The sequence below is a fragment of the Rhizobium sp. BIGb0125 genome (genome assembly GCF_024810055.1).
GTDB lineage: Bacteria > Pseudomonadota > Alphaproteobacteria > Rhizobiales > Rhizobiaceae > Agrobacterium.
In genome coordinates, this window is record NZ_JANUDV010000002.1 from 528,790 (window position 1) to 541,918 (window position 13,129).

Annotated in this window: 13 protein-coding genes; 7 read left to right on the forward strand and 6 right to left on the reverse strand. The window is 55.7% G+C overall.

The window, feature by feature from the left end; all coding sequences use genetic code 11:
• Nucleotides 1–33: 33 nt before the first annotated feature.
• The 4 genes from M2418_RS06545 to M2418_RS06560 all read left to right on the forward strand — a co-directional run bounded on the left by M2418_RS06545 (nt 34) and on the right by M2418_RS06560 (nt 4,198).
• Nucleotides 34–1,749: a glycoside hydrolase family 32 protein gene (locus M2418_RS06545; RefSeq protein ID WP_259145543.1), complete on the forward strand. Its 1,716-nt coding sequence runs from the start codon at nt 34–36 to the stop codon at nt 1,747–1,749.
• Between the two features lie 187 nt (nt 1,750–1,936).
• A complete protein-coding gene (locus M2418_RS06550; RefSeq protein WP_259145544.1) occupies nt 1,937–2,656 on the forward strand; it encodes a hypothetical protein in 720 nt (239 codons plus the stop codon).
• Nucleotides 2,657–2,694: 38 nt separating this feature from the next.
• On the forward strand, nt 2,695–3,768 hold the full coding sequence (locus M2418_RS06555; RefSeq protein ID WP_259145545.1) for a linear amide C-N hydrolase: 1,074 nt from the start codon (nt 2,695–2,697) through the stop codon (nt 3,766–3,768).
• Nucleotides 3,769–3,868: 100 nt separating this feature from the next.
• The gene (locus M2418_RS06560) at nt 3,869–4,198 is read left to right on the forward strand and encodes a multidrug efflux SMR transporter (RefSeq protein ID WP_192487316.1); all 330 of its coding nucleotides are present in this window, start codon (nt 3,869–3,871) and stop codon (nt 4,196–4,198) included.
• Nucleotides 4,199–4,225: 27 nt separating this feature from the next.
• Here the strand turns inward: M2418_RS06560 and M2418_RS06565 are convergent, their stop codons facing one another.
• From M2418_RS06565 to M2418_RS06585, 5 genes are all read right to left on the reverse strand, one after another.
• Complete coding sequence (locus M2418_RS06565) at nt 4,226–4,429, reverse strand: heavy-metal-associated domain-containing protein (protein ID WP_259145547.1); 204 nt, start codon at nt 4,427–4,429, stop codon at nt 4,226–4,228.
• A gap of 21 nt (nt 4,430–4,450) precedes the next feature.
• Nucleotides 4,451–4,879 carry a Cu(I)-responsive transcriptional regulator gene (gene cueR, locus M2418_RS06570; protein ID WP_259145549.1) on the reverse strand — a complete coding sequence of 143 codons (429 nt, stop codon included), beginning with the start codon at nt 4,877–4,879 and terminating at the stop codon, nt 4,451–4,453.
• A complete protein-coding gene (locus M2418_RS06575) occupies nt 4,876–7,455 on the reverse strand; it encodes a heavy metal translocating P-type ATPase (RefSeq protein ID WP_259145550.1) in 2,580 nt (859 codons plus the stop codon). Before M2418_RS06575 ends, cueR begins: the two co-directional genes overlap by 4 nt.
• A 253-nt stretch (nt 7,456–7,708) precedes the next feature.
• Entirely contained in the window at nt 7,709–8,377 is a 669-nt protein-coding gene (locus tag M2418_RS06580; protein WP_259145552.1) for a class I SAM-dependent methyltransferase, read from the reverse strand.
• Nucleotides 8,325–8,798, reverse strand: coding sequence for a YcgN family cysteine cluster protein (locus M2418_RS06585; protein ID WP_192487311.1), 474 nt, complete (start codon nt 8,796–8,798; stop codon nt 8,325–8,327). Before M2418_RS06585 ends, M2418_RS06580 begins: the two co-directional genes overlap by 53 nt.
• Before the next feature lie 169 nt (nt 8,799–8,967).
• On the opposite strand from M2418_RS06585, the gene M2418_RS06590 reads away from it, so the two are divergent.
• The 3 genes from M2418_RS06590 to M2418_RS06600 all read left to right on the forward strand — a co-directional run bounded on the left by M2418_RS06590 (nt 8,968) and on the right by M2418_RS06600 (nt 12,617).
• Entirely contained in the window at nt 8,968–11,160 is a 2,193-nt protein-coding gene (locus M2418_RS06590) for a transglycosylase domain-containing protein (RefSeq protein ID WP_259145553.1), read from the forward strand.
• Nucleotides 11,161–11,488: 328 nt separating this feature from the next.
• Nucleotides 11,489–12,076 (forward strand): DUF1214 domain-containing protein, encoded by a 588-nt coding sequence (locus tag M2418_RS06595; protein WP_192487309.1) that lies wholly within the window; start codon nt 11,489–11,491, stop codon nt 12,074–12,076.
• Nucleotides 12,069–12,617, forward strand: coding sequence for a DUF1254 domain-containing protein (locus tag M2418_RS06600; RefSeq protein ID WP_259145555.1), 549 nt, complete (start codon nt 12,069–12,071; stop codon nt 12,615–12,617). The genes M2418_RS06595 and M2418_RS06600 overlap by 8 nt, the downstream gene beginning before the upstream one ends.
• A gap of 52 nt (nt 12,618–12,669) precedes the next feature.
• Here M2418_RS06600 and M2418_RS06605 read toward each other — a convergent pair whose 3' ends face one another.
• Nucleotides 12,670–12,876 carry a hypothetical protein gene (locus M2418_RS06605; RefSeq protein WP_259145557.1) on the reverse strand — a complete coding sequence of 69 codons (207 nt, stop codon included), beginning with the start codon at nt 12,874–12,876 and terminating at the stop codon, nt 12,670–12,672.
• Between the last annotated feature and the right edge of the window lie 253 nt (nt 12,877–13,129).

Below are 13,129 nucleotides of genomic sequence, written 5' to 3' on the forward strand. Positions count from 1 at the left end.
CAAAGGTTAGACACAGACGAGAAAGGACGCCGAATGAACGACACATCCTTGCCCATCGAAGCAGAGAGCGCCATTCGCACCATCCACCTCGACCTTCCTGTTAACACGACATTCCACATATGGCTGAAGGCCAAAAAAGAAGATGAGGCAGGTGCCGTTGCCTTTTCCAATGCCAATGGGAAATTTGCCGAAGTTTCCAGTTCCAATACCGACGAATATTCATTTCGTATCTACCAGATTTTCGGCGGCGGCCATGTGGAACTGAACTATGACACGGCGCTAACGGCCGTTTCGGTTATCTACTGGTTTACTGCCTCCGACGTACTGGAAACCGGCATTACCGTGGTTCACACCAAGCCCGACAACGCTGCACCTGACATATCAGGCAGCTATCATTTCCGCCCACCGTTCGGCTGGATGAACGACCCCAACGGTTTTGGTCGTTTTGAAGGGCGACCGCACCTGTTTTATCAGCATTATTCACACGGGCTTCACTGGAATACCATGCATTGGGGCCACGCGGTTTCATCCGATTACCTGCGCTGGCGGCATCTGCCGATCTTCCTGTTCCCATCCGAGGAGCTGGCCGCGAAACCCGACAAGCGTGGCGGGGCCTTTTCCGGCACCACCATTCCGCTTGCCGAAGGACCGGGCATTCGTGTGTTTTTCACCGAGCAGGAGCTGGGGCGCGAGCCTGAACAGCAGATTCAGCTGACCGCCACCTCACATGATCTGATCATGGCCGGACAGGCCGACGTTATTCTCGCCACTCGCCCCGCCAACGAAGGTCTGACGCCCGACTTTCGAGACCCATATGTGTTCAGGGGACCGGATGGTATCTGGAAAATGCTGCTTGGTAGCCAGAGCGATCAGGGCGGCGTTATCCTGCTTTATGAAACACAGGATCCGACCGCTGCTTCCGACTGGACCTATGTCGGTAAATTGCTGATCGAGACCCGCTACAAGACAACGGCCATCGAGTGTCCATGCCTGTTGCCACTGGATGGGCCGGTGACCGGGCGTGCCACGCGCTGGGTGCTGATTTACGGCCTGATGCACAGCGAGGATGCGCAGACCGGTCGAAAGAACCTGACCATGGCCGATGTCGGCTGGTTCGACGGAAAAACCTTCATCAAGTCCTTCGGTCAGGAACTGGATTTTGGCACCGATAACTATGCGTTTCAGGCATTTCTGGATGGCGATATCGCCGTTGGTATCGGCTGGTTGGCCAACTGGTGTGATGCAAGCCCGGAAATCGATTTCCCCACCGCCATGACATTGCCAAGGCGACTGCATCTTGCCGGTGATGCCTTGTTGACCCCACCGATTGGTGCGGCAGAAAGCCTGCGCAGCCATATTCTCGACCGCACCCGCCTGGCAGCCGGTGAACGCGTGACTTTTCTCAGCGGCGCCATCGAACTGCTTTTCGAAACATCGGAAGCAGGTAGTCACTTCGATCTGGAACTTGAACACCCCACTTTGCGCCTCGGCGTTGTGTGCGATGACACTGGGCTGTGGATCCGTCACGAGGATAAAAATGGTGCTCCATCCCCGCATTATCTGGCGCGGGATGCGAGACCGTCCCGCTTTCGTATTTTCCTCGATTTCGGCTCGATTGAAGTGTTCGCCGACAGAGGACGCTGGGTCGGTACAAAACGGATCGACGGCTTTGCCCCTGTCAGTTCCGCATTGCTACACGCGCCTGCTGGTTCTGTACAACATGCAACCGTATGGGCACTTAAACCGTAGTCTTCTAAATTTCAGCCACCCTGCATTGAATTAGATTGCGCGACAATAACTTCTGATTATTATCCTCGCCAGATGCGTAAATGGCGGGGGCGCTAGTTTGTATCATTCCATTCGTTCGTTGATATCGGTCGCGGCTCTATCAGCCCTTGCTTTTCCAGCTTTCGGCGCTGATTTCAACGCAGAGCGCATGGCCCCTGAACGCGGATGGGCCGTGATAGTCAGCCCCTATGCTTGGGCCGCCAGCCTGAACGGTGACGGTTCACTGGCCGGCTTCGACACTGATGTCGATGTGCCTTTCTCGGATGTTCTCAAACATCTCGACTTCGTCGTTATGGGTAATGTCGAGATCACCAATGGCTCTTGGGGCGTCTATTTCGACGCGCAACATGTGCGTACCAGCCAGGACGAGCAGTTGCTGGCCAACGAACTCGATCTTGGTATCAAGACCACTTCCTTGAGTGCCGGTGCCTTTTTCAAGGCCTATGAGGCTGAACTGGGTGGGCAGACTGTTTTCAACCGCCCACGCACCATTTCGATTGAACCGACCGCTGGCATTCGCTGGACCAAGCTGGAAGGTACTGTGCATTTTCTGGGTCTGAGCGCCCAAAAAAGTGCCGACTGGGTTGATCCCTTCATCGGTCTGCGCGTCAATGCCGACCTTACCGATCGCTGGAACCTGTTTAGCTCGGTGGATGTTGGCGGGTTTGATGTCGGATCGAAATTCACCATCAACGCACAATCCTATCTCGGTTATCGCACCACATTGTTTGGTAAACCGACGATCCTGCGGGCCGGATATCGCGTGCTGCATCAGGACTATGAAAGCGACGATTTTACCGGTGCCAACAAGTTCCGCTGGAACGTGACGCAGCATGGGCCTGTCGTCGGTTTTTCCATGCGCTTTTGAACGTCCTGATACCAGGCTCCAAGCAGAGGAAATCTCCCATGAAAGCCAGACGCCTTAACGTTTCAAAATCATTGGTCGCCCTTGCCTTCGCCAGCGTTTTCACACTTCAGACCACTGCCGAAGCCTGCACCCGCGTTGTCTATCTCGGTCCAAACGACAACATCATCACCGCCCGTTCCATGGACTGGAAAAATGACGTTGCGACCAATCTTTGGGTATTGCCGCGGGGTATAGAACGAACAGGTGAAACCGGCCCCAACTCCATAAAATGGAAAGCCAAATATGGCAGCGTGGTCGCCACGGGCTACGATGTCTCCACGACCGATGGCATCAATGAAATGGGTCTGAATGCCAACCTGCTGTGGCTGGTGGAATCGGAATACCCGGTGCTCGACAAAAACAAGCCGGGGCTGACAATCGCCGCCTGGGCGCAATATGTGCTGGATAACTTTGCCACCGTTGCAGAAGCTGTCGAAGCGCTGGAAAAAGAACCCTTCACCGTTGTGACTGACAACGTGCCGGGCGAAAACCGGCTGACCACGCTTCACCTTTCGATATCCGATGCTAGCGGCGACAGCGCCATTGTCGAATATATCAAGGGCAAGCAGGTCATTCATCACAACCGTGATTACCAGGTCATGACGAATTCTCCTCAATTCGAGCAACAGCTGGCACTCAACGCCTATTGGAAGAGCATTGGTGGCACCACGATGCTGCCAGGCACCAACCGTGCGGCGGACCGTTTTGCCCGCGCCTCGTTTTACGTGAACGCCATTCCGAAGGAAGAAGATTCCAACCGGGCACTGGCCAGCGTATTTAGCGTGATCCGCAATGCATCGGTGCCATTTGGCATCAACACGCCGGAAGAACCCAATATTTCCTCCACCCGTTGGCGGGTGGTGACGGATCACAAACGCAAGCTTTATTTCTTCGAATCGGCACTGACTCCAAATACTTTTTGGGTCGATTTGAAGAAACTGGATTTTGCGGAAAACACCGGCAAAGTCCTGAAGCTCGATCTGGGACCGGATCAGGACCATACCTATTCTGGCGAAACCAGCGGTGAATTCAAGGAAAGCCCTGCCTTCAAATTCCTCGGCATACCAGAATGACACCTGATCGGGCCACATTACCGTCGTTGGCTCGTTTATGGACCTGAAATCATCGAAAATTCACGTGACGAGATTTCGCTTTTCTGCTTGATGCGTGTGCATGAACGCATATCTCGCACTTGGCATTGCCATTGTCTCGGAAGTCATCGCCACGGCTGCCCTAAAGGCGTCGCATGGCTTTAGCCAATTGGTACCGTCACTCATTGTGGTGGTCGGCTATGGTGCCGCGTTTTATTTCTTGTCGATCACGCTGAAAACCATCCCTGTCGGCGTGGCTTATGCCATCTGGTCCGGCACCGGCATTGTGCTGATCTCCATTATCGGTTGGGTTTTAATGGGCCAGAAGCTGGATCTGCCGGCGATTATCGGTATTGCGCTCATCATGGCTGGCGTCATCACCATCAATGTCTGGTCTTCAACAGGCCATTGATGGCGACGTGAAAGATACTGGCGGCTGTCACGCTGCCTTTTCAGGGCTGTAGCCAGCCTCGCGAATAGCCTCTTCTGCGGCCTGCGCATTTCCTGTGACAGACACGCTGTGTGTCGAAAGATCGACGCTGACCACTGCATCCGGCAGCGCATCTGCCAGCGCGCCACGCACGGTCTTTTCACAGTGGCCGCAGGTCATGTCCGGCACATTAAATGTTACCGTATCGCTCATGATATTTCCTTTCATGCTGTTTCAGTTTTTATGACGGTGAGATGGGTTGGATGGCAGCATGTCAAACCCCGCGAGATCATCGAGGATCGGGCAATCGGGCCTGTGGTCGCCACCGCAGCAATGGGCAAGGTGTGACAGGGTCGTCACCATGCTTTTCATTTCTGCGATCTTGTGTTCAAGATCGGCGATATGCGAGAGCGCAATTTCCTTCACCGCACTGCTTTCGCGGCTTTTGTCCTGCCAGAGTTTTAGCAGCGTTTCGGTCTCCTCCAGTGAGAAGCCGAGCGTTCTCGACCGCTTGATGAAACGCAGGTTGTGAATATCCTGCTCGCCATATACCCGGTAATTGTTGCCAGTTCGCTCCGCCGGATGGATGAGGCCGATCTGCTCATAATAACGGATCATCTTGGCAGAGACGCCGGAGGCTAATGAAGCTTGTCCGATATTCATGCGGCATGGGTTCCCTGTTGAGACATGTCATGGTGCGAAACCCTGACGGTTTTCAGTCGCAGCGCATTGGCCACCACGAAGACACTGGAGAGCGCCATGGCGCCCGCGCCGAGCATTGGTGACAATAGAATGCCAAAGGACGGGTAAAGCACGCCTGCCGCCACCGGCACCAGCGCAACGTTGTACCCAAAGGCCCAGAACAGGTTTTCCTTGATGTTGCGAATGGTCGCGCGGCTCATTTCAATTGCATTGACCACGCCGGTCAGGTCGCCACCCACCAACACCACATCGGCACTTTCGATTGCAACGTCTGTACCGGTACCAATGGCAAGGCCGATATCGGCTTCGGCAAGGGCTGGAGCGTCATTGATGCCATCACCAACAAAGGCAAGCGTCTTGCCGCCCTGACGCAGATCATGGATGGCCTTGACCTTGCCCTCTGGCAACACTTCCGCCACAACGCGGGTGATGCCAACCTGGCGGGCAATCGCTTTGGCGGTGCGCTCATTGTCGCCGGTCACCATGACAACCTCAACGCCCATATCCTGCAACGCCCTGATGGCAGTGACACTGGTCGGCTTCAGCGGATCGGCAACAGCAATGATCGCAGCCAATTGGCCATCGACTGCCGCGTAAAGCGGGCTCTTGCCCTCGTCGCCCAGACGGTTGGCAACCTCCGTAAAGACGTCAACGGAAAGTCCAAGCTTTTTCATGAAGCGATCAGCACCGACCTCAACCTTGCGGCCGGAAACCGTCGCCGCAATGCCGTAACCCGTTACGCTCTCAAAATTCTGGGCAGCTTCTACGACACCCAAATTCCGGTCTTTGGCAGCCTTCACGATGGCCTCGGCAATCGGATGCTCGGAGCGCACTTCAACGGCGGCAACCAAAGCCAGCACCTCGTTATCGGCAAACCCTTCCGCGACGACAAGATCGGTCAGTTCCGGGCTTCCCTTGGTAACGGTACCGGTCTTGTCGACAACGACGATTTCGGCAGAACGCAAGGCTTGCAGGGCATCCCCCTTGCGGAACAGCACACCAAGCTCAGCTGCCCTGCCGGTTCCAACCATGATGGATGTCGGGGTTGCCAGGCCCATGGCGCATGGGCAAGCAATGATCAGCACCGCCACGGCATTGACCAGAGCGTAGGTGTAGGCCGGTGACGGACCAAAGGTCAGCCAGACAAAGAAGGTGATGATGGCAATGGCGATGATCACTGGCACGAACAAGGCCGTGACCCGGTCGACCAGCAACTGGATTGGCAGTTTGGAACCCTGGGCCTCTTCAACCATGCGGATGATTTGCGCCAGCATGGTATCGCCGCCAACCTTGGTCGCCTTGAACTTGAAACCGCCTGTCTTGTTGATCGTGCCGCCGATCACCGCTGCGCCGACTGTTTTTTCAACCGGCACCGGTTCGCCCGAAATCATCGATTCGTCCACGAAGGAAGTGCCCTCAACCACCTCACCATCAACGGCAATACGCTCGCCGGGGCGAATGATGATGACATCACCCAGCACCACGTCATCAGGAGAAATCTCGATTTCCTGACCTTCACGTTCAACACGTGCGGTTTTGGCTTGCAGGCTGGCAAGTTTACGAATGGCATCGCCGGTTTTGCCGCTGGCACGTGCCTCCAGCAAGCGCCCCGTCAGAATGAGCACCACGATAACGGTGGCCGCCTCGTAATAAACGAACTGCGCCTCGTAGGGCAGCAGATCAGGCGCAAAGGTCACAAACACCGAATAGGCGTAGGCAGCCAGGACACCCAACGACACCAGCGAGTTCATCTCCGGCGCGCCATGCAACAATGCCGGAATGCCCGCCTTCAGGAAACGCCAGCCGGGGCCAAAGATGACCACTGTCGCCAGCGCAAAATAGATGTAATAGAGTGTCTGTGTTTCAACAACGCCCATCAGCCAGTGATGGAATGGCTCGTAGATATGGCCAGTCATTTCGAGAATAAACAGCGGCAAAGTCAGCGCGCCACCAATCAACAGGTCACGCTTTAAGGACGCCTCGCTGCCAACATGGTGCATGTGGTCATGGCCACCATGGGAGGGGTGATCACCCGACGTATCGCTGGTATGGCCAGCATGTGCGTGGCCCGCATGGGCATGATGTGCCGTACCCGATACCACCTTCGTTTTGAAACCGGCCGCATTGGCCGTTTGCAACAGAGTGTCGCGCTCGTGACGCCCGCCAATCGTCTCGATATGGGCAGCGCCCTGTTCGGCATCGACGTGAACATTGACCACGGTTGCAACCGCTTCCAGCACTGATTTAAGACGTTCGGCTTCCTGAGGATTGTTCAATCCTTCGAAATTCAGCTCAAGATGGTTCGGGGTTACCTCATAGCCCATTTTTTTCACGGCAGCGGCCAGTGCCTTCGCCGAAAAACCGTCGCCAGGTTCAACGGTCAGTTTCTTGGTTGCAAAGTTGACGGAGCTGGCTGCAACGCCCGGCACCTTCGCGGCGGCTGTTTCCACCCGGCGCACGCAGGAAGCGCATGTCATACCTTCAACGGGAACAGAAACCGGCTCAGCGGTGTGGATGTGTTTAATGGTCTCGTTCATGGGAACCCCTTTTTGAAATCCCCCGGATGTCAGATGGATCTCATAATCAAAACGGCGCTTGTCAGCGCAACCGTCTTTCGCTGAACCCTATGTAGGGCTTCCCATCATGGTAAGGTCAAGGGACGGTGTTGTTTTTTATTGAAGCGTGGCAAAACACTGCCAGCACTCGCGTAAATCTCAATAAAAATAGCCGCTTAATGGATGCGCTTGCCGTGCTGAGTGGTCGAAGGGTGTTGTGAGAGGATGGTGCGTATCAGTTTTTCTGTGCCAGCCACACGGTTGCGCCACCGCATTGCGGATCTTCCACCCTGTGATGCAGCACTCGAAATCCGTTGTCATGTAGTAGCTGGCGATACTCTTCTGCAGAAAGGCTGGCGTGATAAAGCGGCCTGCCCTGCCACGCACCCATCACCTCGCCAGCGGTCGGCCCCGAGGTAAAGATCAGTGCGGCGCCGGATTTTGCGTGGCTGGCAAAACGCGGAAACATAAAGCGCTGGTCATCCGGCGTCAGGTGGAAAAAGCTGTGCCAAGCAATCAGGCCATCAAATTGCTTGTCTATATCAAGCTGACGCATATCTTCTACGTGCCAGCAGTGCTCTGGAAAACGCGAGCGGCACAACGCAATCAATTCTTCGGACGCATCAATACCGGTCAGAGCGCAACCGCGCTCGATGCAATAGCGCGCTATAGGTTCGCCCGAACCACAGCCGATATCAAGAGTATGCGATGAGGCCGGCATGAGAGACAGGAAGCGATCAAACCACGGCGCTTCCCGCATGTCTTTGCCGCGCGACTGATCGAACTCCGCGGCGTGCGCACGGTAGAGATCAATGACGGTTTCACTGATCCCCTTGCCCTTGTTTTTGGTGTCAGGGGCGCTCAGGCGCGTTTTCTCCCACCCGAAGCGGCCAGTCGACCACATGATCCTCGAAATCATCCACGTCGACGTCAAGTTCGCTCACGGTGCGGTCACGTGCCGAAATACCGGCAATGTGAACAGTTTCCTTGTCTCCAGACACCAGCGGATGCCACCAGTAGAGGTCGTCTCCGTCACGCACCAGCCGGTAACCGCAGGTCGGAGGCAGCCAACCGATTTCATCTACCAGTTCCGGGGTCAGCTGGATGCATTCTGGCACCGTTGCGCGACGATTGGGGTAATCGCTGCACTGGCAGGAATGGCCATCCAGCAACTGACATCGCACGGAGGTGAATACCACGTCGCCGGTGTCCCAGTCTTCCAGCTTGTTAAGACAGCACAGGCCGCAGCCGTCACAGAGGCTTTCCCACTCCTGTGTCGTCATTTCCTCCAGCGATTTCGTTTTCCAGAACGGAAGGTCACTCATTATTCATCATTCCATTTCATCATCGCGCGCCATCGCCGGATTTTGCCACCTCGTCAAGCATCGAGATATGCGGTATTTCTTATCTACAGGGGCCGATGCCGAGGAATGACCCGCGCAAGCTCAATGCGTCAAGCATTCCTTTCAGACCCGAACAGGACATGGTCGCGACGTGCAGGAAGACAAGAACACAAATAAACCGCTCAAACGCAAGCGCCACATTCTCTTGCGAATCGATTCATGGATCGATTCCAGCTTGTGGACGGCAGGGTTCCGCCTCGTTGACCTCTGGGAAGAAGTAACGATCTTTTCGCGGAAATTCCATGTCGAGGGTTGGAAAAAACATCTTATCAACCTCACAGGCAATGCGCTGACGCTTGGAGCCGCCGGTTCCGTGCTGTTGCTGACGCTTGCCATGCCTGCCTTTGAAGAAACCAAAAAAGACTGGCGATATCGTGGCGACTTCGCCGTTACCTTTTTGGACCGTTACGGCAATACAATTGGCCATCGTGGCATTATCCATGAAGACTCAGTGCCAATTGATGAACTGCCCGACCATTTCATCAAGGCGGTTCTGGCAACGGAAGACCGTCGCTTCTTTGAACATTTCGGTATCGACTTTATAGGTCTTGCCCGTGCCATGAGCGAAAACGCCCGCGCAGGCGGCGTCGTCCAAGGCGGTTCGACGCTGACCCAGCAGTTGGCCAAGAACCTGTTTTTGACCAATGAGCGGTCGCTGGAACGCAAGGTCAAGGAAGCTTTCCTCGCCCTTTGGCTTGAAGCCAACATGTCGAAAAAAGAAATCCTCAGCCTCTATCTTGACCGCGCCTATATGGGCGGCGGCACCTTTGGTGCGGCAGCGGCCTCGCAGTTCTACTTCGGGAAGAACCTGAGCGATGTCACACTGGCGGAATCCGCCATGCTGGCCGGCCTGTTCAAGGCACCGGCGAAATACGCCCCGCATGCCAACCTGCCTGCCGCACGCGCTCGCGCCAACCAGGTTCTGTCCAACCTTGTTCAGGGCGGCCTGATGACCGAAGGTCAGGTTATCGGAGCACGCCGCAACCCGGCAACGGTAATCGACCGTGCCGAGGTCAAGACCCCCGACTACTTCCTCGACTGGGCCTTCGACGAGGTGCAGAAACTTTCGGCCTCCGGCAAATTCAAGGATCACACTGTCGTGGTACGCACCACGGTTGATACCGGCTTGCAAAGCGTCGCCGAGCAGTCGATGGAATCCAGTCTTCGCGAATATGGCGAAGGCTACCGTGTCAAACAGGGTGCAATGGTCATGATCGAAAACGGTGGCGCCGTGCGTGCCATGGTCGGTGGTCGTGACTATGGCGAAAGCCAGTTCAACCGCGCCACCAATGCGCTTCGCCAGCCCGGCTCGTCCTTCAAGGTCTACACCTATGCCGCCACCATGGAAAAGGGTTACAAGCCGGAGACGTTGATTTCCGATGCTCCTGTCACCTGGCGCGGCTGGTCGCCACAGAATTATGGCCGCTCTTACGCCGGCAAGGTGACGCTGGAAACCGCTCTGGCCAAGTCCTACAACACCGTGCCGGTGCGCCTCGCCAAGGACGTGCTCGGCACCAAGGTCATTGTCGATACGGCAAAGGCCATGGGTGTGATGACCCCGTTGCGCGAAGACAAGACCATTCCGCTTGGCACATCGGAAGTGACCGTTCTTGACCAAGCCACCGGTTACGCGGTTTTCCCGGCAGACGGCATGCAATCGCGTCGCCATGGCATTGAACAGGTGCTCGATTACGAAGGCAATGTGCTCTACGATTTCGAACGCGACGAACAACCTGCCCGCCGCGTCTTGAGCGAAGAAGCCAACTCCAAAATGAACCGCATGCTGGTGACTATCCCGGTCAATGGTACCGCCCGCCGTGGCGCACTGGACAACGGCATTGTCAGCGGCGGCAAGACCGGCACATCGCAGTCCTACCGCGACGCCTGGTATGTCGGCTTTACCGGCAACTACACCACCGCCGTATGGTTTGGTAATGACGATTTCTCTCCGATGAACAACATGACCGGCGGTGCCTTGCCTGCGATGACATTCAAGCGCCTGATGGATTATGCCCATCAGGGCATGGAGCTTCGCCCGATCCCCGGCATTCAGAACCCGCTTCCGTCGGGCTCGCGTCCGGAACCGGCGGCGGGGTCTGCCAATGTAGCCAGTACGACAGAAAACATGCCGGTATTCGTGCGTCCCCGTTCGCTTTCGACCGAAGCAACTCGCATCATTCGTGACATGAGCAAGCGTTTCAAGGATGCACCTGCCCTGTCGCTATCGGTGCAAAAGGTCGCGGGTATCGACACTCCATCCACTTCAACCAACGAGCGGAACTGAACCAAAGCGGGGCATGACAAAAACTCTGCATTTCCCAAAACGGGAATCAGTGATACCCCTCTAATGCATCGGAGCGGGGACGAGCACGATGCCCGGGGAAGCACGATATGCAGATTCAATAGGTTAGAATGCCCTTGATGTGTTTTGAAAACACGGCGGCGCTCTAACGTTTGCAGGGGCATACCGGCACCGGTTTTGCCCCAGAAGCAAACGAAACAACAGGCTGGAGCCGGTCTGAGGCAGGTAAACCAGACAGGCTTCCAGCCTCCGCAGACTGACTTTATACTCGCGGTAAACCATGGCGCGGTTCGGAACAGGAAATATACAAGTGCTAAGGGTTCCCTTTCTTGTCGCCATCATGCTGGTCATCGCTTTTGGTGGCGGCATTGTCTCGACATTAGCGGCGCTGGAAGCGACCTCCGGTTTTGGTTCCATCCGGATCGGCCAGTGGGACGCCTTCCCGGAAGCCCAGACAGTCAATGCCGATCCTTACGCCAAGTCTCACCGCGCAGATGCTGGCAAGTTGCTGTACGGCACCGCCGAGGGCCTGGCCTTCACCGCGACAGTCGACAATCAAGGCAATAGACTGGTCGGCGGCTGCCGATACAATATCGAGGGCGTGACACCACCTGCCCGCTTCTGGACGCTTTACGCTGCCGATATGCAGGGCAATCTGCTAGACGACGGCAGCGGACGGCCAGCGGCGCTGAATTCACGGACACTTTTGCGCGGTCCTGAAGGTGATATCGATATCGCTGTCGCCTCCACCGCCCAGACATTCAACTGGCTGGCCATTCCCGCAAGCGGAGAGTTCAAGCTGGTGCTGACACTGCTCGACACACCAGTGGCGGGCAGTTCCGGTCTTATCGATCTGACCATGCCAAGCATTATCCGGACGGGGTGTGGCAATGCTTAGGATCGCACTGGCAATCTTTACCGGGCTGATCGGTGCGGCCCTGCTGCACCTCATCATCGTGCTGGCTGTTCCGCATTTCAGCAATCGTGATGCCTATACGCGCTCAATGGCCGAAGGGCCCGCCAACACGTTTCATCTGTTGAAGGATACGCGTGACAAGGCAGCACTTGGCAGTGGCGACCCGTTCATGAAGGTGGCCGTCTGCACCTTTGACATTGAAGAGATGCCCTTGCGGTTGACCGCCTTCGGTAATGTGCCGTTCTGGTCTATAGCCATTTACGACAGCGCATCCAACGAAGTGTTCAGCATGAATGACCGCACATCGGCCGAAGGTGTGATGGATATTCTGGTGGCGACACCGGTGCAGCTTTCAACAATTCGCAAGGCGCAGCCTGCAGCACTGGCACAGGCCATTCTGACATCATCTGTTCAAACAGAGGGATATGCGGTTTTGCGGACAATGACACCGCAGAGCAGCTTCGTTCAGGAAGCCGAGACATTTCTGGATCAGGCGAAATGCGAGCCATTTCAATGGCAATAATGGCACCTAGCGGATATTGACCCGCTACCTGCATGTTGACTGATGCGGTCCATCAGGATTTGGCGGCTTTTCCTGGCTGTACAGGGCGACCGTTGGTCGTTGTGGGTGCCGGTGTTTCCGGTTCCGTCGTACGGCGTTCATAACGCACGCCAGTGAAAAACAGGATTTGCGCCGGGCCGTTGATGGCTGGGCTGCTTTTCGCTTTCGCACCATGGAAAGAGCGATCATTCGCACTGTCCAGTTTGATAATGTCTGCCATGCTCCTCTCCTTCGCTGCATCATTCATTGACCTTTGGCACACTCATGGGCACTTGAGTCAACATTATGAAGAAGGCGGCAAGTCAGGCTCATTATCTGCGGTCACACTGACATTCTAAAACGCCTTCTACACTCGGTATTCGAACCACTGCATAGTATGCGATCAAGCCACATTATGGTTAACAGATAGTTAATGCTAATTTGGACGCAACTGTGCAGATATCCACAGGCCGGACCCTAAAATCTCGTAGTAG

Bases quoted from the DNA above. Each gene is read 5' to 3' on its own strand.
- M2418_RS06560 (WP_192487316.1), top strand. From the start codon at position 3,869: ATGAACGCATATCTCGCACTTGGCATTGCCATTGTCTCGGAAGTCATC.
- M2418_RS06550 (WP_259145544.1), top strand. From the start codon at position 1,937: ATGGCCCCTGAACGCGGATGGGCCGTGATAGTCAGCCCCTATGCTTGG.
- cueR (WP_259145549.1), bottom strand. From the start codon at position 4,879: ATGAATATCGGACAAGCTTCATTAGCCTCCGGCGTCTCTGCCAAGATG.
- M2418_RS06565 (WP_259145547.1), bottom strand. From the start codon at position 4,429: ATGAGCGATACGGTAACATTTAATGTGCCGGACATGACCTGCGGCCAC.
- M2418_RS06545 (WP_259145543.1), top strand. From the start codon at position 34: ATGAACGACACATCCTTGCCCATCGAAGCAGAGAGCGCCATTCGCACC.
- M2418_RS06600 (WP_259145555.1), top strand. From the start codon at position 12,069: ATGCTTAGGATCGCACTGGCAATCTTTACCGGGCTGATCGGTGCGGCC.
- M2418_RS06605 (WP_259145557.1), bottom strand. From the start codon at position 12,876: ATGGCAGACATTATCAAACTGGACAGTGCGAATGATCGCTCTTTCCAT.
- M2418_RS06580 (WP_259145552.1), bottom strand. From the start codon at position 8,377: ATGTGGTCGACTGGCCGCTTCGGGTGGGAGAAAACGCGCCTGAGCGCC.
- M2418_RS06585 (WP_192487311.1), bottom strand. From the start codon at position 8,798: ATGAGTGACCTTCCGTTCTGGAAAACGAAATCGCTGGAGGAAATGACG.
- M2418_RS06555 (WP_259145545.1), top strand. From the start codon at position 2,695: ATGAAAGCCAGACGCCTTAACGTTTCAAAATCATTGGTCGCCCTTGCC.
- M2418_RS06575 (WP_259145550.1), bottom strand. From the start codon at position 7,455: ATGAACGAGACCATTAAACACATCCACACCGCTGAGCCGGTTTCTGTT.